The sequence below is a fragment of the Neptuniibacter sp. genome (assembly GCF_024231755.1).
Taxonomy (GTDB): Bacteria; Pseudomonadota; Gammaproteobacteria; order Pseudomonadales; family Balneatricaceae; genus Neptuniibacter.
Map to the genome: position 1 here is coordinate 26,896 of NZ_JAAEQH010000106.1, position 21,662 is coordinate 48,557.

14 protein-coding genes are annotated in these 21,662 nt (G+C 42.8%); 8 read left to right on the forward strand and 6 right to left on the reverse strand.

Annotated elements, in window-relative coordinates:
* The first annotated feature begins 38 nt into the window (after window positions 1–38).
* The 6 genes from GY843_RS05525 to GY843_RS05550 all read left to right on the forward strand — a co-directional run bounded on the left by GY843_RS05525 (window position 39) and on the right by GY843_RS05550 (window position 8,238).
* The gene (locus tag GY843_RS05525) at window positions 39–1,208 is read left to right on the forward strand and encodes a class I SAM-dependent methyltransferase (protein ID WP_297307339.1); all 1,170 of its coding nucleotides are present in this window, start codon (window positions 39–41) and stop codon (window positions 1,206–1,208) included.
* A gap of 17 nt (window positions 1,209–1,225) precedes the next feature.
* Window positions 1,226–2,332 (forward strand): hypothetical protein, encoded by a 1,107-nt coding sequence (locus GY843_RS05530; RefSeq protein WP_297307341.1) that lies wholly within the window; start codon window positions 1,226–1,228, stop codon window positions 2,330–2,332.
* A gap of 102 nt (window positions 2,333–2,434) precedes the next feature.
* Window positions 2,435–4,351 carry a hypothetical protein gene (locus GY843_RS05535; protein ID WP_297307343.1) on the forward strand — a complete coding sequence of 639 codons (1,917 nt, stop codon included), beginning with the start codon at window positions 2,435–2,437 and terminating at the stop codon, window positions 4,349–4,351.
* Entirely contained in the window at window positions 4,344–6,083 is a 1,740-nt protein-coding gene (locus GY843_RS05540; protein WP_297307345.1) for a hypothetical protein, read from the forward strand. Before GY843_RS05535 ends, GY843_RS05540 begins: the two co-directional genes overlap by 8 nt.
* A gap of 18 nt (window positions 6,084–6,101) precedes the next feature.
* A complete protein-coding gene (locus tag GY843_RS05545; protein ID WP_297307347.1) occupies window positions 6,102–7,448 on the forward strand; it encodes a DUF4910 domain-containing protein in 1,347 nt (448 codons plus the stop codon).
* Window positions 7,441–8,238: a formyltransferase family protein gene (locus GY843_RS05550; protein WP_297307349.1), complete on the forward strand. Its 798-nt coding sequence runs from the start codon at window positions 7,441–7,443 to the stop codon at window positions 8,236–8,238. Before GY843_RS05545 ends, GY843_RS05550 begins: the two co-directional genes overlap by 8 nt.
* A 120-nt stretch (window positions 8,239–8,358) precedes the next feature.
* On the opposite strand, the gene GY843_RS05555 is transcribed toward GY843_RS05550, so the two are convergent.
* The 4 genes from GY843_RS05555 to GY843_RS05570 form a co-directional block, all read right to left on the reverse strand.
* Window positions 8,359–10,416, reverse strand: coding sequence for a 6-hydroxymethylpterin diphosphokinase MptE-like protein (locus tag GY843_RS05555; protein ID WP_297307350.1), 2,058 nt, complete (start codon window positions 10,414–10,416; stop codon window positions 8,359–8,361).
* A gap of 97 nt (window positions 10,417–10,513) precedes the next feature.
* The gene (gene fliD / locus GY843_RS05560) at window positions 10,514–12,628 is read right to left on the reverse strand and encodes a flagellar filament capping protein FliD (RefSeq protein WP_297307353.1); all 2,115 of its coding nucleotides are present in this window, start codon (window positions 12,626–12,628) and stop codon (window positions 10,514–10,516) included.
* Between the two features lie 53 nt (window positions 12,629–12,681).
* Window positions 12,682–13,062 (reverse strand): flagellar protein FlaG, encoded by a 381-nt coding sequence (locus GY843_RS05565; protein WP_297307355.1) that lies wholly within the window; start codon window positions 13,060–13,062, stop codon window positions 12,682–12,684.
* A gap of 96 nt (window positions 13,063–13,158) precedes the next feature.
* A complete protein-coding gene (locus tag GY843_RS05570) occupies window positions 13,159–15,507 on the reverse strand; it encodes a flagellin (RefSeq protein ID WP_297307357.1) in 2,349 nt (782 codons plus the stop codon).
* 228 nt (window positions 15,508–15,735) lie between these two features.
* Between GY843_RS05570 and GY843_RS05575 the strand changes: the two genes are divergently transcribed.
* Window positions 15,736–16,047 (forward strand): hypothetical protein, encoded by a 312-nt coding sequence (locus GY843_RS05575; protein ID WP_297307359.1) that lies wholly within the window; start codon window positions 15,736–15,738, stop codon window positions 16,045–16,047.
* 102 nt (window positions 16,048–16,149) lie between these two features.
* Here GY843_RS05575 and GY843_RS05580 read toward each other — a convergent pair whose 3' ends face one another.
* Both GY843_RS05580 and GY843_RS05585 read right to left on the reverse strand, forming a co-directional pair.
* On the reverse strand, window positions 16,150–18,504 hold the full coding sequence (locus tag GY843_RS05580; protein ID WP_297307361.1) for an MMPL family transporter: 2,355 nt from the start codon (window positions 18,502–18,504) through the stop codon (window positions 16,150–16,152).
* Complete coding sequence (locus GY843_RS05585; protein ID WP_297307363.1) at window positions 18,504–19,601, reverse strand: YCF48-related protein; 1,098 nt, start codon at window positions 19,599–19,601, stop codon at window positions 18,504–18,506. The genes GY843_RS05580 and GY843_RS05585 overlap by 1 nt, the downstream gene beginning before the upstream one ends.
* A gap of 441 nt (window positions 19,602–20,042) precedes the next feature.
* Here GY843_RS05585 and GY843_RS05590 point away from each other — a divergent pair, with 441 nt between their 5' ends.
* Window positions 20,043–21,602, forward strand: coding sequence for a PAS domain-containing methyl-accepting chemotaxis protein (locus tag GY843_RS05590; RefSeq protein ID WP_297307366.1), 1,560 nt, complete (start codon window positions 20,043–20,045; stop codon window positions 21,600–21,602).
* Window positions 21,603–21,662 lie beyond the last annotated feature (60 nt).

Consider the following 21,662-nt stretch of genomic DNA (forward strand, 5'->3'; position numbering starts at 1 on the left):
AGCCTCGGCTAAGTGCATACAGAGAAAAAGGTCAGGACATGAAATATACTTGTACAGTCTGTAGCCACACAGAAGAAAACCTCAACAAGATCTGCAGTTTAACCTTTCCCAGTTTAAATTTTGGATCCGATGGCTCAGCTCTCGAACGAGATATCACGTATAGGAGCTGTTCAAATTGTGGAACAGTTTCACAACACCCTCTTCCTCCCCAAGAAGAACTCAGTCGTTACTATGCAAACATAGATACTCCTCAAGCAAAGGTAGGAGTCTATACAGAATATAAAACGCAGCTTTACTCCCGAAGGTTCGATTTTGCCACCTCTACAGTGACACTTCCTTCCAAGGCTAAAGTAGCTGAAATCGGCTCTGCTAATGGTATTTTTCTAAAAAGGTTCCTCGATGCAGGCCATGAAGTATTGGGAGTTGAGCCGTCAGAAAGAGCTAGTACTGCTGCTATTGATGCAGGCATCAATACACTGAATTCTGACCTTGATAATGCCCTATTAGATGAGCATGCTGAACTATATGATTTGGCTATGTCGATGGATACCCTTGAGCATGTCACAGACCCTCGTTCATTCATTGCCTCAATGGCCCGTTTAATTAAACCCCAAGGATTCATTTATATAGAAGTCCCAGATGCATTAGGCATGGTAGCAGACACAATCGCCTCATGCGGGAACGAAGTGAGCCCTGTCCACCTCAGGCATTTTACTATTACAGGTTTAATAAAGGTTGTCTCTTCTGCGGGGTTTGCGGTTAAACATGTATCATCAACGGCAGAATTACGCTTCCCCAATTTACGCATCGTTGCACAAAAGATATCAGCACAAGAAGATGGTGAACTATCCTTCAGCCAAGCTAACGGCTTTCAACAAGAACTCTATGGTCAGGCCGCAACTAAGATGAAGGAACTTATAGATAGTGGAAGAGAGATCTCCGTTTGGGGGGTTGGAGCTGACCTGCTACAAATTTTGTATTCATATAAACAGCTATACGGACAATTTCCACAAGTAGGCCTTCATGACAGAAGTCCTAATAAAATAGGTAAAAATTTCCTCACGATCGGCTGTATAAAACCAGTTTCAGAAATCAGTACATCTGGCTGCATTGTTGTCTCTCCAATGTCAAAAGTTCTCCAGATGTCCATTATGGAGGATATCAACTCTCAATTTCCTAATGCCGATGCTTATTACTTATTTGAATAGTGCAGAGATATTCAAACATGAGCCAACTTATTAAACCTCTGATTTCTATAGGCGCTGGGCCTATGCAGCTTCCTCTTATTCAGGCGGCAAGAAAAAGAGGCATACCCGTTATAGCAGTTGATCGTAGCCCTCATCCAGACTGCAGTACTATAGGAGTAACCACCATTGAATGCTCCACTTATGATAGTGAAAAAGCAATTACACTTTTAAGAAAGGAGTTAGGAGAAGATAAGCCACTAGGACTTTTAGCAAGAACCTCAGGGCCTGCCATAATGACTGCAGGTTTAGTTTGTCAAGAGTTCAACCTAACCAGTCTTTCACCGCAACTAGCCCGAGCCAGCTTTGAGAAATCGACCTTACGCACGGACTGTGAAGCATTGGGAATTCCAGTGCCTACCGGTACATCCTTCGAAAATATCCATGATCTGACTCCCGATTGGGGTGACCTAGTATTTAAACCGGACATCTCCCTTAGAGGAAAAGAAAATGTCTACTGCCCAGCAGATGAGATACAAGCAGGCGCTTTCTTTGATAATGCCAAGGAAGAATCCCCAAATCGACGAGTAGAAGTACAGCAATACATCACAGGGGCAGATGTTGGAGTAATGGTAGTTTGCTGTGCTCACAAGCGCATACACTCCCTATTTCTTGATGAATGGGTGACTCTCTTAGAAGGAAAGTTCCATGGTGTAGGTGTTGCTGTCCCTTCAGTCCATGAAGGCACAAAAACACCTAAGAAAATAATCTCTATAATCGACCGGCTATTAGCTCATTGGAATGTAACCTCTGGAATAATCTTCTTTACTTTCCGGGTAGATAGCAAAGGAACCCCTTGGCTCTATGAAGTCAACCCTGGGCTTTGTGGAGACAGCATTGTCGATCTCTTGCTACCCGCTGCTCTTGGAAACTCTTACCCGGATTTATACGATGTAGAGGTATCATTAGCCGCGGGGGAGAAACCGACTCTCCCGCAAGAAGCAATAGAAAATTATGCTGTGATAGAAGGAAAACTTTTACCTACTCACAAAGCACTCCACCAGCTTTGTGAGCACACAAAGTACAATGACTTAATAAAAAGGCTCCGCCTTTTCACCACGTTACCAACCAAAGATGTTCAACCATAGGCATGTTTATCAATAGGCCCTTTACCAGGCTGATAACGAGAATGTCAGAATATTTTAGAGAAACGATCAAAAGCAAGCGTTGTAAAGAAAGACCTATTAACTATGCCAAACTCGATTTACGCAATTTTTCACTTAAACCTCGCGTTCTCATCCATTGATGACGAATGTCATTCTGCCGTAATTGAGAAATGTTACTGGCCTTTATTAAAACTAATAAAAGAACATCACATTCCCTTAGGGCTAGAGTTAACCGGATATACACTCGAAAGAATAAATACCATCGCCCCCCACTGGTTAATAGAACTGAAGACTTTATTAGAAAAAGACCAGTGTGAACTTGTTGCCAGTGGGCAAAGCCAGTTAATAGGGCCGTTAGTGCCAGGTGAAGTTAATAAACAAAACCAAGCCTTAGGCTTAAAAGCTTATCAATCATTACTAAATTACACACCAAAAATTGCTTATATCAACGAACAAGCCTTTTCCAGCAGCTTACTCGATATATACATAGATGCAGGTTTTGAAGCCATTTGTATGGAATGGGACAATGCCTATAGCTTACATCCTGAATGGCCCTCCACTTTGTGTAATAAGCCTTCTCTGATTCAAGCAAATAGCGGAAGAATGCTCCCAGTTATATGGAACCGCAGCATCCTGTTTCAAAAACTTCAAAGAGTATGCCATGGTGAGATCACCAAACAAGAATACTTGGAGTTTATCGACAGCCAGAATTTAAACTCTTCCAGCTGCCTGTCAATATATGGTAACGATGCGGAGGTATTCAACTACAGGCCTGGGCGTTTTAAGGAAGAGAAAAAAATTGAGATTGATGAGTGGAAAACCCTCATCGATATATTTATCCAATTGAGAACCAATGCTAACTGGATCCCTATCCGCGATATCCTCAAATATTTAGATAAAAGTGACCCAATAGTTCTAACGACACCTGAATCCCCAATCATTGTAAAAAAGCAGAATAAATACAATATTAATCGCTGGGCCTTAAGTGGAGTTGACGACCTGTATATCAACACACTTTGTTACAAAGTTTTTAACAACGCAACGAAACTACCTTTCAGCGCTGACTTATGGAAACAATTATGTGAGTCTTGGGGGTCCGATTTCAGAACCCATATTGGAGAAAACAGGTTCAGAAAGAATCTCCTTCGTTTAGAGAGTCTGCAGAAATCGTTGCCCGACACTACTTTTGTGACTAAACAATCCTATTCCCAGTGGCAAGTTGATCAATCAGGGCGCTTCCTTCATATCAAAAGTAAAGATTTACACATTGTACTGAATACTTCAAAGGGCTGTAGTATTCACTCTCTCTTATTCACTGGCCATAGCTCTCCTTTGATTGGAACCATAGAACATGGAGTGTTCAGCCATATCAGCCTTGCTGCTGATTTCTTTTCCAATTTTTTGATCGCAGAACTTCCATCTAAAAAGCAGAGAGTTACCGATCTCGGTATCAATAAATTCACAATACTCCCTTTTAATGATGACGGTAATTTAAAAATTGAGATTTCTCTCTCTACGCCTTTCGGAGAAGTTATTAAAGGTTATGAATTTATCGAATCTGATCGTGTTTACTGCTACTACAAATTTCTAGGAGGAACACGGCCAGATGGAACCCTGAGAATTGGAGCTTTAACCCTTTTAAACATCAATGCAGAGCACCAACCTATCTACAGCAACTACTTTGGTGGAACACAGCCAGAAACGCATAAAATCCAAAAAAACATATCTCACGGATCTAGTGTATCCAGCATAATTTCATCATCTAATAATGCAGGTTCATCATCAGGGAACATGCAATGGGGAATAAAAGGTGAGTTTGCACAAATAACATGGGACCCATCCGAATGTGCAGCCATACCTATGCTCCATAATCAAATAGAGCACAATGAACGTTTTAGTCGTTTATTTTTCTCTCTAGTTGAACTAGATGAAACATTAAAGAAAAACGGCTCATTACCTAATGTAAGATTCTGCCTGTCTAAGGGGGAATTAAATGACTAAAGTTTTAACCGTTGTAGGAGCTAGACTTAATTCAAGTCGATTGCCCGCAAAGCACCTTCTCGAACTTTTTCACAAACCACTTATTGCAAGAGTCTTTGAACGTTTGTCATCTCTACCAGGTGAAAAAGTACTCGCCACAACTTCGGACGAGTACAACAAACCTCTTATTGATTGGGCAAGAAAAAGTGCAATCAACTGCTACAGCTATGAAGGTGATGTCAACGATCTCATGGGACGTATTGACCATGTAGTAAATATCCATAAGCCTGAATTCATAGTTTATATATGCGGTGACTGCCCCCTCGTTGATCCCGACTATATTCTTCAGGGTATTGAGAAACTTCGAGAAACAGATAATGCCGACCATGCAACAGCATCGATACATCCCTCTTTGGGTAGAGTAGTTCACGAAGGAATTCTTATGTATTCGATGAAAGGCTGGAAAAAGCTTTTCAATGCCAGCCAAAGTAAACTAGAAAAAGAACATGTTGGCTTGGCCGCACGAGATGAGAATTTACTTAAAACAATATATTTCCAAGAACGAGATTTTACATACTCTTCACATCACCGAATTTCCGTCGATACAGCGGCAGATTGGAGATTCATGGATGCCCTATATACAGAATGTTATTCCAATAACTCTCACCCCCTAAACTTAGAGTGGGCGTTACATCGGCTTAATCACTCCCCCTCTCTTACAAATATAAATAAGCACGTCCAGCAGAAGAGTGGATTCAAGCAATATGGGAAAGCATTGTTTATCACCGAAGCAGGTTCAAGCAAGGGCTTAGGGCAACTAATCCGCTCGTCTTCATTAGCAGAACGGTTTTGCGAAGAAACAGGGCTAGGAATAGAATTGATCATTTTAGGCGACTCCACCCAACATAAATCAATAAAAACCCTCAACCACCAATGGTTCACATTTGAAGAACTATGTTGGGATTACTGTGCAGAAGCCCAAAGTGATATCTATATTTTTGATGTCTTTCCACAACGCCTCCAATCTCCTGCACTGTTTACCGATCTTTTATCCCACTTACGTGAAAGAGGAGCCAGATTATTCGGTATTGACCATATGGCGAAGCTCAACTCCTATTTAGATCAGGTTTATATCCCTAATATAATCAATGACAATCCAGCGGCTGACAATATCAATTTTGGGGCAGAATATGTCATTTTACCTCCAAACACCGTAAGTACTCATGATGACAAAGAAGACCGTTTTGATATTTGCATTACAACAGGGGGAGGAGATGCAGTAGGGTACGGAAGTTGGTTACCAGGGTTATTCGAAAGTGAGATTGACCAACCAAAATCAATCGCTTGGATCCAGGGTCCTTACGCCAAGCCACCGAAAATCCCAGAAGACCCCAAACATAACTGGGCGATCATCGAATCTCCAGATACCCTGCACCCTATCATCGAGCAGTCCAGTACAACAATCACAGTTTGCGGCACAACAGTCTTTCAAAGTATTAGCGCTAAAAAACCAACTATGATCTTACCTAACCCTGCAGTTATACCCAGAGAAGAGTATATTCAATACTGTAATTTACCTTACTGCTTACCACTTGAACCTATTAAAGATCACCTATCACCCGTTATCAAAAGCTTAAGGAACATAGCTACAGGATTAAGTCAAAACGTTGACTCACCAATCATATGTAATGGTCGAGAAAGAATAACTTCTGAAATCATTAATTTTATTGAAACCCAACAGAATAGTTTGTAAATATCGGGGATTGCCTGCGTGGATATAAAAAATAACGAAGAAGAACTCTTAAGTCAGTGCTTTGACTCACTTTTCCCCATATGCCGTTCAATTACCGGGCCCGGCCTAGAACAGTCTATCGCCCTATTTAAGGAGTATATGCCACTTCAGATTGAAAAGATCCCTACTGGAACTCAAGTATTCGATTGGGAAGTACCTCCAGAGTGGCATTTTAAACGTGCCAGACTATGGGGCCCTAATGGAGAAGTGGTCTGTGATACGAACGAATCTAATCTTCATGTAGTGAACTACTCAGAGCCTGTAAATAGATCAATAGAGCTAGAAGAACTCCAAAAGCATTTACACAGTATTCCCTCACTTCCCGAAGCTATTCCTTATGTCACAAGCTATTACAATCGCTCTTGGGGTTTCTGTTTGCCACATAAGCAACGCCAAGAGCTGCAACCAGGTACCTATAAGGTTGAAATTGACAGTTCATTTTTCCATGAAGGGGGAGTCCCCTTCGCTCATTGCACCATAGTAGGTGAGAGTTCAAGAGAAATACTGCTTACTAGCTATCTATGCCACCCTTCCCTTGCTAATAATGAATTGAGTGGACCATTGGTACTGCTCGGACTACACAACCGTATTCAACAATGGTCAAAGCGAAGATTCTCGTACAGGTTTCTCCTCAATCCAGAAACAATCGGTTCTCTTTGCTTTTTATCCAAATATTACCGTCATCTACAATCCAACCTAGAAGCAGGCTTGATTCTAACCTGTGTTGGGGGCCCTGAATCAAACTTAAAGTACAAGTCAAGTAGAATGGCAAACAGTCTCTTCGACTCCTATGTTTCTTATCTCGCTGACCATAATCCTACGATATGGAAAGCACTCCCGTTTAATCCTTTGGGAGGCTCTGACGAACGACAGTACTGCTCCCCTGGTTTTAACTTGCCTATGGGCCAGATATCACGAACTACATATGGCCAGTACGATGGATACCATAACTCATTGGATACAAAAGAGTTTATGGACATAAAACAACTTATAAAAACAATTGATCAACTAGAGGCTTTCCTTTTAGATGCTGAAATTGCTGGTAAACCATTAAACCTCAGCCCTTATGGTGAACCCCAGCTCGGCAAGAGAGGACTTTATCCAAATGTAAACTCACCTAATAATTGGCGTAACTCCAGTGATCGTATGCATGATGACAGAAAAGTTCTAAACGCAATTCTCACCATTCTAAATCTAGCAGATGGTGAGCATAGCATTCTTGAAATAGCCAACCTGCTCGATCTTCCGTTAGACGACCTTAGGCCCATAATAGAGAAACTAGAAAGCGAAAATTTAATCCGATTTAATAGTGAACAAAATGTTTAAACTCATATTTCTAACTGGCGATCATCCCCGGCACCTATATATAGCAAGAGCCCTTGCCAAGGCTGGCCTGCTATCAAAATTGATAATTGAAAGAAGAGAACACTTTATACCCAAGCCTCCCGAGAACATTAGCCCCAAATTAGTTCAACTATTCACTCATCACTTTGCTGAAAGAGAGAGAATTGAGCAAAAAATGTTTGGTCCTGCTAAGTTACCGAGTTGTGATACTGTCTATACCACTTACGACGACCTCAATAGCTCAGATATTAAAAATTTCTTAGAAGAGGAAGATCCAGATCTCTTTCTAACCTATGGTTGCCATAAGTTAACCCAAGAGACCCTTGAAGCCGTTGACGGGCATAAATGGAACTGTCATGGAGGCCTTTCCCCTTGGTATAAAGGTGCTATTACCCATTTTTGGCCTAGTTACATGCTGGAACCTCAGATGACAGGTATGACAGTTCACGAATTAACTCAGGAATTAGATGCCGGAGATGTAGTCCATCAATGCACTGCTCCTTTAGTGGCAGGGGACTCTCTACATCAATTAGGTGCAAGAGCCGTCGTCCAACTCGCTGAAGAGCTACCTACTCTGATTAATCTACTGAAGAAAAAAGGAGCTCTACCTACCCATAAACATAAAACAAACGGTATGTTATGGCGCTCAAGCGCTTGGAGAGCAGATCATCTGTCACTCATATATGAGCATTATGGAGATAAAATCGTAGATCATTACCTCGAAGGGAATTTAATACAGTCTGAACCTAAAATTTACCGCCAATTCGACTAAACTAACGGTAATCTATTAAGTGATAAGCCTAAACCTAGAGGAAGTAGGTATAGGCTCATCAGGCCCTAAGTTATAAAACTGAAAGCTATCTCATACAGCATCCGTTACTCAGACAGTAATTTATTCAAGAAAATTCGGAGGTAAAAAATCAACTTCTTCACCACTAACCTTGTAGAAGTTAGTTTCAAAGTCTTTAGGCACTAACTGTAAAAACCCACATATATTGTCAGCCATATTTGCATAGATCTTACCTACATCCCTCCCTTCTTTAAGATGTAAAACCACCGAAGAAATCACAACCAGAGCATAATTAATGCTCCCCGAAAGTAAACGATAACTAATCGACTGTTCCCTCACTGATTGCAGACTCTTAAACGCCTTATTAAGCACGTCCATTACATCACTGACAGATTTAACCTCGGTATTAAAAACGCGAACAAAGTGGTCACAAATATTCTTCAAATCGAAAAATATTTTGTATGCTTCATTTTTACTTTCTATGGGCCTCATTTGTTTTAGGCTAAACACTTTACCCAGCTGTTCTTTTAAAACTTGGCTTTTTTCCTCTTTCTGCTCGATTAAAGGCAGTTCTGATGCATGCGCAGGCTTAGCCCCTCGTATAAAAGCCCCATCATTCAAGTTGTATACATTTGGCTTCCATTTATCAAACATATTTTCAAAGATAATACGTGATGTTTGAAGAACCATCGTTGTATAAACTTCATCCCTGAAATTACCTTTATCTTTAAGTTCAGGCTCTTTTCTATAGCGATTACCTAAATCTTTCATAAGATGAAAATATGCACTTTTACTAGCATGATGTTTATCGAAATCTACCATCCCCAAATCAACACCAGCCAAATACAGCTCATTAAACCCTAATGTCAAAGCAATAGATGCCGCTGCATTGGTTACAGTTGGATTACAAAAATCAGCTAAAGCTAAGGTATTTCCTTCTATTTGCTCCATACGGCTGACCAGCCAATCTGTCCCTATATCATTAGGCTTTGAAATAATATATGACTCTTTAAATAGAGAAGATAATTTAGGGTAAACTGTATTCAAACCAATAAACGTAATATCTTTCAGGTAATCACCATCCTGATATTTCTTTAACCATTCAAAGGTTATATGCGGTCTTTCCTGTTCAATATGAATATCAGGTTTCAGCCCCATCTTTTCCAGAGTTTGCAAACTTGTGCCCGAGGAGATAATAACTAGGTTATCTTTGTTCTTAATCAGAAAATCTTCACATAAGTCCAAAGAGGGACCATTACCAATAATCACACACGGGCAGCCTGCAAACTGCTTTCTTTGAGATAGAGAAACTCTTGCTATAGGTAGGTTCTGTAAGTAATTCGAAACAGTATGAGATAAAGAAATACGCTCATCATCATAGAACCCTATACCTACTGATAAATTACTCATTTCATTCTTAAGCAGATATTCTAATTGTGATATATCTTCACTATTGTAATGCTTATAGAGATAAACACGGGCAATATTGAATATTCCGTTCCGTTGGAAAAATTCCCCTAATCGTTTCATGCAGTCATGACCTGGCTCCCCTATACACAGCTCAAGGCTATACCCTTCACGATCAAAATATTCAAGAATTGGTTCCCAATCGACCATATGCATTGAATTAAACAGTGCATCTAGATGGGGGTCATATAAGCATAGATTACGTATATCATGATGTTTTATTAGCTGTAAGAGGTGGTGACCACTCCCAATTCCCATCACTACCATAAACCTAATACTTTCAGGCAAAGATTCTTTAACAAGTTCTTCTTTGCTTTTTATATCGCTATAATTTTCTAAAAGCTTTTTCATGTAATTGGTATGAAGGTACCGCTCATGAATTTTGGCATGCGAACCTTCAAAGAAGATCGACCTAGTCAAAGGTTTCTTTTTATACAATGCATATTGCTTTTCTGAAAAACTAAATGGGGCTTCAGAATAAACAAAAGACCCATTCTGAATATTACAAATATTCAAATTACCCTGTTGATCAAGCTTTACTGTTAGCTCTTGAGGCACATAAGTGCTAAAACATTCATAGACCGGCGGCAGATATTTTTTAAAACATTCCAAGTTCTTATTATAAAGCACTTGAACTTCTAAATTTAATCTCAGTACATCTACCTTGTGAATCAAACTATCTAAACCGGACATGCATTATACTCCTAGTATTCTTGCACTATAAATTCCAAAGAAGGATTTGCCTCTGTACACAAAATTAATAAAGCTTCGCAGGCTCCGAAAGGCTAGCCTAGCTGTTAGAGGCGGTGAAAGGTAAACGCTCAAGTATGCCGTCTAGTTGATCGCCAGTACTTTGAAAACTACTTACGATTCGTTCCATAGCAAGGAACTGAGAATAGAGTCGAGCTTCAACTCTTTCCATCTTACGGTCAAGGTCTTCACGATCAGATTCAACATCATTTAACTGGCTATTGATACTGTCTTCACGCGTTTTTATAGCGCCTGTATTTGAAAGGAACTCATCAATTAGGTTAGACAACTCACCGGCAAAACCACGTGAGAAATTAATTGAAAGGCTACCGCCTGCAGCAACAGTATCAGCTGTAGCCCCTTCTAAAATGGTAAAATTTAGCCCGTAAGGATCGCTATCTAATGCGGGAAGAAGTATATTGCCACTACCAAAAGCAGCTTCCCCCCCGATAGTACCAGCAGCATCCACCCCTGCAGTTACCGTCAAACCCGAGTCAGCTAACCCTAAACTTTGGGTCTCCACTGTTGTTCCACTAAATGAAACATTAGAGCTGGAACCATACTGTCTTGAAGTAAATAAGAACTGATCTGTAGCAGTGTCATAGGTCACATCAACTGCAGCTCTAGCCTCTTTTAGATTGGTGTCGCCGTTAATCAAAGACTGGAGATCTGCCCGAAGTTCCTCTACCGTCGTATAATCACCTGTTAGTGTAATTTCATTTGACTCAGTTCCATCTACAGTAACAACAAAACTATAGTTCCCAAGAAGGCCTGTATTCAGGCTGCCGCCCAATGCACCAAAATCGTCAGCTCCATTATCAAAAGCGGTATTGGTTATTACATTTGCCTGAATTGCACCTTTAACGGGGTCCGTAGTTATCGCAATATCGTAATCACCTGCAACAGTGTTATTTGCATAACTACCTACACTCACTTTAACTTTGTCACTGCTTGAAGATGTATCCGTAGCAAAGAGCGACTCTATCAGTTCAAAATTATCATTAAGAGCTAAATTAAAATCATCTTCATCGATGGAAAGCGTTCCATCAAGTTCAGTCCTGATACCAACATTGGTTAGAGCTGTGAATGCATCATCAACTCCAGGAACCGCACTCGCAATAGTACCGCGAATGCTATTAATGATCGCTTTAGCAGAACCATCAGTAGCCAAATCAGATCTGACAGTATTCCCTTCTTCATCTTCCTTATACTTAGTCAGATTTTCTGCTGTTTCATAAAAAAGATTATAGGCTTCAACAAAATCCCTTATCGCTTGTTCCGCCAGGGAAGGATCCTCTGACACTGAAAATGTATAACTTTGCCCAGGGTCTGCTGTGTTAAGGGTAAAATCAAAGCCCTGAATAACATCATCAATATCATTGGTATCACGATAAACTGTCAGTCCATTTACTTTCAACTCTGCATCTGTGGCCTGCTGAGTTTCTGTCATCGTGGAGAAATTGGTTGCATTAAACTCAAAATCAACTAATGAGCCGTTATCATCACCATCGGCTGTAGTGGTGATCTGCATGGCATTGGATGCACCGGATGGGGCTGTCATTAGTAACTGATACTGCCCATCTACCAAAAGTACGGATGCCTGAATACCCGCATCTTCCTCAGCATTAATTTTCTCCGCAATTTCCTGAAGTGAATCACCCGCTTCAACAATAATATTTAATGCGGCTTTTTCATCATTAACGGTAAAAGGAGCGATCGGTTCATTAGAACCATTATAAGTCCACTCACCAAAAGTAATGGTCATCGTACCCGATGCACCTAACGCAGCATCTTTGTCGCTCTGTGCAGCGGAGGCCAAGGACTGGGCTCTAGCCACATCAACAACTTCAATCTGATAAGTCCCTGTTTGAGCACCAGGGTCGACAGAATTAGGGGTAATTACATCAGTATCCGGAAAAGCTACCGAGCGAGCGTTGTATGTATCATTATCCGCCAAAGGGCTTAATGCACTTTGTAGTTCAGACAAACTACTTTTTAATACGCCATAGGCTGAAATTTGTGCGTCTAGCTTTTCTTCTTTGGTATCTAAACGACTTTGAAGAGGTGCCCGTTCAATTTCAACAAGCTGGGAAACAAGGCTGGTGGTATCGATACCAGAACCGGCTCCCAGTGACTTAATAATACTATCACTCATAGCCTAAGCCTCTGGTTAATATAGGGGGTTAAATAAAAGGCCTAACCAGTAGTTCAGGCCTTTTCATCGAAAAGCATACCAAGCATTCTATCTAAAGACTCAGCAAACTTAAGTGCTTCTTCTGTAGGTATCTGTCGAACAACCTGATCAGTTGTGAAGTCACGTACCTGAACAACAACTTTATCAGAAGCCTTATCAACTGAGTAGCTTAAAGACCTTTGACTACTTTGCATCATCTCATTTAAGCGATCAATTGCAGCATCTAGCTTTTCCATGGACACTTCTTGTGTCTCTTGGGCCTGCTTTTGAAAACGCTCATTACTCGGTGCTTCTGGAACCGGCTGAGGCGCAGCTTGCTGAACTTTCGGTCCTTGCTGAGGCTGCTGTGACGATGGCGTAACTACCGTAGACGCTACACTCATTGAATCTGCCATAACATATTCCTCTCTTTTTTCTTAGGAACAATCCCCCATCGCACGATGGCTCAGGGGGATTATTCACACTTCTATCAGTTAAGTATAGCCACTATCTTACTGAAGCAGTGACAGTACCTGCTGAGGTGCAGCATTAGCCTGAGCCAACATTGCAGTACCCGCCTGCTGTAGCACCTGAGCTCGGGACAGAGCTGCAGATTCAGCAGCGAAGTCAGCATCCTGAATACGGGACCGAGCTGCAGATGCGTTCTCGGAAACGTTTGACAGGTTGTTGATAGTAAAGTCCAGACGGTTATTTACCGCACCCAACTCACTTCGAACATCGTTTACTGTTTCCAAAGCGTTATCGATTGCACCGATAGCTTTTTGTGCTCCAGCTGCTGTAGAGATATCCAGAGAAGCCAGAGATGCACCAAAGCCAGCACCAGTTGAAGACTCATTTTGAGTTTTCAGACCAGTATTGGTTGCACCGTTTCCTGAAACCTCAATACTAATTGGCGTACCACTCAGAGATCTTAATTCCAGACCCGCACTAGTTGTGCTAGCACCACCTGTCATAATACCTTGTTCGTCCAGCCCCAATGCATTCAGTGTTTTCGCACCGTTGTCATCACCTGTGTCGATACTAAAGCTTGCAGCTGAAGTTAGAACCAGATCGCCATTATCATTCACACTTGCGTTTACGCCGGTGCTCGCAGCTGAGCCATTGATGTCATCAACCACATCATTGATATCGGTAGTATTACCGATAGTCACCTCAACGTTGTTCAGGCGGATGCTACCCCCACTAAATGCAGTATGTACCAGAGTCGCCGCAGCACTGATTGTATTACCAATTTTTGTTCCGACCGCACCACCAATTGCAGCTTCTAACAGTTGACCACCACTACCAGCTGTACCACTTGTAACCGCCACAGAGATAGAAGCATCACTGTAGAAGTTCATTTGATCATCTTCATCGATATAAGCTGTTACACCCGTATTTGATGTCTGTGTATTGATTTTGGTAACCATTGCATCCGCTGTGGAGCCAGAGGTAATAGCGATATCTACACCGTTTATTATAAGAGCCGCACCCGCCCCTGTGAACGTAGTTGCTGCAGCAGTAAAGGCCAGCTCTGCTGTTTTATCGGCAAAGTCAGTAGCAGAAGTGCTTTCTGCCTTCAATGATGCTGTAACGCCTGTTTCATCAGTAACAGCGTTGATGTTATCTACTTTCCCTTGCAGAGTGCCTGTATTTTCATGGTCAATAATCTGACCATTGATTGTCAACTCACCATAAGCCAATGCAGTATCATTCAATGCACCACCTAGTACTGTTCCATCTGCTCTATTTTCCTGGAAGCCGATGTAACCCAAATCTGTAGATGAACCATTCGCACCTGCAGTAACGGTAATCTCATTTCCATCTGTAGAAGTCAGACCGATCTGCCCCTCGAAAGTTGGGTAACTTGCGCCAGATGCAAAACCAGTGATAGCTGTCAAGGTACCACTAGTAGTAACAGCCAGATTGATTGAAGCCCCTGTATTATTTTCAAGCACAAGCTCATTATCATCATTCAAAGATGCATTTACGCTACCACCAGTTACTGTATTAATTTCAGAAACCAACTCATCCATGTTGTTTGTGCCAGTAATATTAAATGTCTGAACAGTTTCGTCTGGGTTGGTTACCGTAATTTTCAGAGTATCACTTGCCAGATCGCCACTACCTACTGTAGTAGCTTCAGCCAAATTAAAGCCACTAGCAGTGACACCGTTAACATTGTCATTAATCTGGTTAATCAGACTTTCCAGGGTGCCTTCACCTGCCGCTGTCGATGCTCCATCAAAAGCACCAATACTCTGATTATTGATCAGAATATCGCCATCTTCCCAAGAGTTTGTTCCCAGATTAGTGTCACCACCCGCGATATCGGAGCTTGTTGCCCCCAAACCCAGACTTTTAGAGTTCAGAGCTTCGATTTCGAATCCGATAGTTTCGTTAGCTTCAGAACCAACCTGCAGATCAACATTTCCAAGAGAACCATCAAGAATGTTCAGACCGTTGAATGTAGTTGTTTCAGAGATACGGTCCAGTTCTTTGATCAGCTGCTGTACCTCAGCATTGATAGTAGAACGGTTGGAATCAGTGTAAGTACCGTTGGCAGACTGAACTGACAGCTCACGCATACGCTGCAGGATGTTAGTTGTTTCGTCCAGCGCACCTTCAGCAGTCTGGATCAGAGAGATACCGTCATTCGCGTTACGAACCGCCTGGTCCAGACCACGAATCTGGGAAGTCATACGGTTAGAGATCGCAAGACCTGCAGCATCATCTGCTGCAGAGTTGATGCGCTTACCGCTGGTCAGACGTTCCATAGCCTGGTTCTGCTCACCCTGTGAGATTGTCAGGTTACGCTGCGCATTCAGCGACATGATGTTTGAGTTAATTACCATTGCCATGAGATTTTCTCCTCATATTCAGCCGAGTCTGACCGGCCATCTTAAATTTTTTGCTTTTGATTTCTCCGGTTTAAAGGGGTCGGAGAGTCAAGCTTGAAGAGGTTATCGACCAGGGATAAAAACCCTTTAGAAAAAAATTTATTTTTCTTTATGGGATAACTCTCTTGTTGCTTTTTAATATCGGCACACACAGACTGTTCATTAGAGAAACTTTACGGAAATAATCAAATGAGCGTTTTAATTGAACTTGCAGCACAAGCCTTACAGCAAGCAAAACAGATGAACAACGCAGCACTTGAGAACGATTGGGGTCAAGTTGCCGAGATACAAACCAAGCACGGTGAACTTGTTTCTAAGATTGCTATAGCTGAAGTGGAGCCTCAGTTGGCTGATGAGCTTCGTAACATTCTTATAGAAGTCAGAAAACTTAATGGTGAAACTGAAGCCCTTGCGGCCTCAACGAAAGATGGGCTTGTAAAGGAAAAGAAGACCATCAATAAAGCTAACAAAATGCAGAAAGCACTAGACGCCTTTAAATAACGCTCACGAAATACTTCACCACTAAGATACAGAGTTCACAGAGAAGTGATTATTCTCTACTCCTATACACTCTGTACCTCTGCGGCAAATTATTTGATCACACTAATTCTCTTCCTTTCTCTCAGGATGCAACAAACAAGCAATTGCTGGCAGCAGTATTAATGCACCCAACATGTTCCAGATAAACATAAAGGTCAGCAGGATGCCCATATCCGCCTGAAACTTAATAGGTGACAGCGCCCATAAGATCACACCAATCGCCAGCGTCAGGCCAGTGAAGGCCACTGACTTACCCGTACTCTGCAGCGTTTCCAGATAAGCAGTAGGAAGTGAATGCCCCTGTTGTAGGTAGGTCTGCATTTTAGAATAGATATAGATGCCGTAATCCACACCTATACCCACACCTAGTGCAATCACAGGAAGCGTTGCTACTTTCACGCCGATACCCAGCTGCGCCATTAATGCCTGACAAAGCACAGAGGTTAGCGCCAATGGTGCAATAATACAGATGACTGTGCGGATAGAACGGAAGGTCAGCAAACAAAGGAAACTTACCACTGAGTAAACCCAGATCAGCATCTCGTACTGTGCGGTTTCGATCACTTCATTTGTCGCCGCTTCGAAGCCCGCTTTACCCGCTGCCATATTGAACTGAATACTCTCAGTTTCATACTCATCCGCAAATGAACTCACTGCAGCCGTGATACGCTTCAGTGTTTCCGCTTTATGATCATCCAGGAAGATGATCACCGGCAACAGAGAACAGCTACTGTTCATCAAACCTGCTGGCACATATGAGAGGGATGCGTTGATTACATACTGGTTACGAATCACAGAACGCCATTTAAGGTTACCCTCGTTAAGGCCTGCTGTTACCCGCTCCGATACATCCACCAGCGAGATACTGGATTGCACGCCCTCAATGCCTTTTAGGTAGAACTGGAAGCGATCTACTGTTTCCAGTGTTTCATAGCGGCTACAGTACTCGACTGGCGTTGAAACCATTACCACAAATACATCACTGGATGTGGAGTAGTTTGAGGTAATGAATTCGTTATCCAAGTTATAACGTGAGTCCGCACGTAGCTCCGGAGCACCGGAGTCCAAATCACCTATCTGTAGATCTTTACTGCCATACAGACCAAGCGCTAGCAGAACAAATGCGACAGATACAGCAACCGTTGCCCCTTTACGGGTGGAGAAAAAACTAAATAGATGCCAGTGCGAGTGCTCATTCTCAATACTGCGTTTTGCCTTATTAATGGCATTGCGCCCTACTCCCACATAACTCATCAACAGTGGGAGCAACATAAGGTTGGTCAGTACGATTACCGCAACACCTACAGATGCAGCCACCGCAAGATCCTGAATTACCTGAATCTCAATCACCATCAGGGTTACAAAACCAATACCATCAGATAGCAGCGCGGTCAGGCCAGGAATATAAATGGTTTTAAAGGCATGACGAGAAGCCTCAACTTTACCCGCACCCGTCGTCGCAGATTCAAGCGTGATGGTGTTTACAATCTGCACCCCGTGGCTAACTGCTATTGCAAATACAAGGAATGGTACCAGCATTGAGTATGGATCTAAGCCGTAACCCAACAGGTTAAGAAGCCCCAATTGCCACACAACTGCTGCTAGAGAGCAGATCAGAGGGATCAGGGTTCCCATCACACTGCCGGAATAAAGGTAGAGCAGAACCATAGTGACAATAAATGCAACCGCGAAGAACAGAGCAACCTCAACTGCACCATCAATCAGATCACCAACTATCTTGGCAAAGCCGGTCATATGTATATCAATTGTTGCTGAGCTGTATTTATCCCTCACCAACTCTTCCAACTGAGCAGAGAACTCCTGATAGTTCAGTTTCTCACCCGTATCAGGATGCTTATCAAACAGCGGGACCTGAACCATGGCAGATCTAAAATCATTACCTACCAGAATACCCACTTGGCCAGAGCGCAGGATATTGATCCGCACCTGTTCCAGGCTTGCCTCTGATCCATCGTACTTAGCAGGAATAACCGGACCACCGACAAAACCTTCTTCGGTTACTTCGGTCCAACGCACGTTGGGGGTCCAGATAGATTTCAGTGCCGAACGGTCAACACCGGGGATAAAAAACAATTCATCGGAGACCTGCTTCAACGTATCCTGAAACTCACGGGTAAAAATATCACCCTCTTTAGCTGCCACAACAACACGGATACTATTCCCCAGACCTGCCAGATCATCTTTATAACGGATATAGTTTTCTACATATGGATGTTCAGCAGGGATCATCTTCACAAAGCTGGCATCCGGACGGATATTAGAGGCTTGCCAAGTCAGTAAAGCTGTAATCAAAAGAAACAGAACCAAAACCAGCTTGCGATGCCCATAAAGGAAGCGCTCAGCCACCTTCTCACTGGTCAAAATAGGCCACAACAGGACGGAGGAAAGCTGTTTCATTATTGACCTCCAACCAGAGAAATTCGATTAACACCCGCTTCACCCACTGTGATCAGGTAATCACCCACAGCCGTAACCGCAGAATATGAACGCAGACCTCTCTCGCCATAGAGCCTGAAGGTATCACCACTTTGCTGTAGCAAAGCACCACCCTGACCAACCAAATAAGCTTTATTCTCTACAACCACTGCATCATTGATCGTAGCAGTGGTTTGCAAGGCCACTTTTTCCCAAATAGCGTTTCCCTCAGCAAGAGCATCAGGAAGTTGAAGTTTAAATACATTACCTCTTAGCCCCATAAGATAGAGAGAATCTGATTCAGCCACAGAGAAAAAGGAACCATCGTAAGGAGAATCTAAAGCCACCCAACTCTCGCCAAGATCCCTGCTCAACATTACCAGCCCTGCCTCACCCAGAATCAGCAGCTCACCTTTCTGAGTAAGATGTAACTTATTCAGGTGCAGCCCATCAGGATTAGGAAGTTTATGGCCGATATACCGCCATTGTTTACCGCCATCATCTGTTACCAACAGAAGGCCATAAGCCCCCAGCACAAATCCTTTATCAGAATTAACAAACAGCACATCTAATAAAGGTGCCGTTGGCCCCTCTTCAGAGGCAACCGAAGCATCATCAAGTTGATATTCGACCGTTTCGAGAAGATCGCTATCAACATCCGGATTTTTTTGCAGTTGCGATAGATAGTTTTCCAGTTGTTTTACGCGTAAAGCATTCAGATTATTGCCATCAAGAACCTTTTCCCAGGAAACACCTGAATCTATTGATCGCATAATCAAGCCATCATGTCCAACCGCCCATCCGATTTGATTATCAAAAAAGTGCAGATCCGTAATAAGAGTACTGATTGGAACGGATGCCTGCTGCCAAGAAACCCCAGCATCATCGGAGAAAATAATGACACCATGCTCGCCAGAAGCCACCAATCGAGATCCAGCATTAGTAACAGATAGAAGCAGAGCATGTTCTAAACCAGGCTGTTTAATAGCCTCTTGTTTCAGGCGATCAGCCAATACTGACTGAGAAAACGCCATAACACATGCGATAAAAGGCACACTAAGAAAAGAAGATTTACGCATTCAAACCCCGGTTATTATTTTTTTCGAGAGGCAATTATCATCCTAGGATGTACCAAAACCGCTCAATCCAGCAATAACATTCCACCCCAAATTCACTAACAATATTAATCATAGCTTCATTTAAAGAAGATATACTGGGACAGTTTGGGATAAGAAATTGCACCAAAGTAGTGCTCAATTAGGGCAATTCCTTATTGCGCTGCAGCATAATTCGTTATTTAATCAGAACTATTGAATTAAGGTTGTTTAGCGCTCAAAAAATATCCGACCGATAGGACGGTCGGAGCAATGTCAATTGCTCAACAACCTTTATAGATGTCGATCCGAGCTTTCGGCACAACTAACCACACTGCCCTGCGACCTAAAGTAGAGAAAGGGCAGAAGCGGCCATAAAAAAAATTACATGCTGCTCCGGTTAACAGGAATTTACTGGAGACGTATATGAGCACAACAGTTACAGGTAGAGAACACGTCTACCCCGATCATGTTCGCCTGATATCGACAACAGATACTCAGGGTAACATCACTTATGCCAACCCTGAGTTTTGCCAGGTTGCTGGCTATACCCAAGAAGAGTTGATCGGACGGCCGCACAACATTGTGCGTCATCCTGATATGCCACCCGCTGCATTTGGCGATCTGTGGCAACATATGAAAAATGATCAACCCTGGATGGGTATGGTGAAAAACCGTTGTAGAAATGGCGATCACTACTGGGTTCAGGCATACGTCATGCCGCTCTATGACGAACTAGGCAACAAAACTGGCTATCAGTCAGTGCGAACCCGCCCCACTAAAGAACAGATTGGGCGCGCGGAAGCCGTTTACAGTAAATTACGAAAATCTCCTCCAACAAAACCACTTAAGCGCTTTAGTTTATCAGCGCGACTTACAGCCATTGTTGCAGCCATGGGGTTTGGCATGCTGGCCTCAGCCCACCTCCCTTTGGAGCAGGTTTATCAATCAATTTTGATGTTAGCTGTATTTGGCATTGGCTTGGTTGCCATCTACTTTAATTCTCAGGGTATTAAACAGATCTCCGGGATCAGCAGTGAGATTTACGACAATCCACTAGCGCAGAAAGTCATGTCAAATAACATGCACGAGCAAGGCGCAGTTGATCTTGCCTGCAGAATGATGCGAGCACGACTGCGAACCGTAATCGGTCGTGTAGAAGACAGCATCGAAACATTGGGTAACGTGGTTAGTGAGAATGACGCGGCTATCAGCCAAACCACCTCCGGTATCCATCAGCAAAATACTGAGAGTGACATGCTAGCCAGTGCTGCAACGGAGATGTCTGCTACAGCTCATGAAATTGCTAACAATACGGCGCAAACCTCAGAAGCAACGCAACATGCGTCCGATCTTGCTGATGAAGGGAAGCGCAATATAGATACCATGCTCAATAGCATCAGCGAGCTGGTTTCTGATGTACAACACGCATCAAACTCATCGGAAGAACTAAAGCATCAGGCATCATCTATCGAGCAGATCGTTAACATCATTAACGATATTGCCGAACAGACTAATCTGCTTGCACTTAATGCGGCAATTGAAGCGGCACGCGCAGGTGATCAGGGCCGAGGCTTTGCAGTAGTTGCGGATGAAGTACGCACGCTCGCACAGCGCACACAGACGTCCACCAGCGAAATACGCAATACCATCGAAGCCATTCAACAACAGGTAACTATCACTGCGGACACTATGACTCGCTGCTCAGAACAGGCAGAAAAAGGAATTGTACAGGCCAAGCAAGCAAACTCTTCATTTGAAGCAGTCTCCGAGGCCATGGAGCAAGTATCTGACCGCTGCATCCAAGTTGCCACCGCATCTGAACAGCAAAGTGCAGTTGCCGATGAGATCAGCAATAACATTGTCAGTATTCGCGACATTGCCAGCAATAACATGTCAGCAGCCGAACAGACAAACAACGCTAGTAACAATCTGCGTTCTCTTGTCAGCGAGCTGCAATCAATGATGAAAACCTTCTCTGCTTAAGTAGATAACACTATGGACAGTGGCGTTCTTTTTTTAGCCGAGCCTGAAGTTCTGAACTTC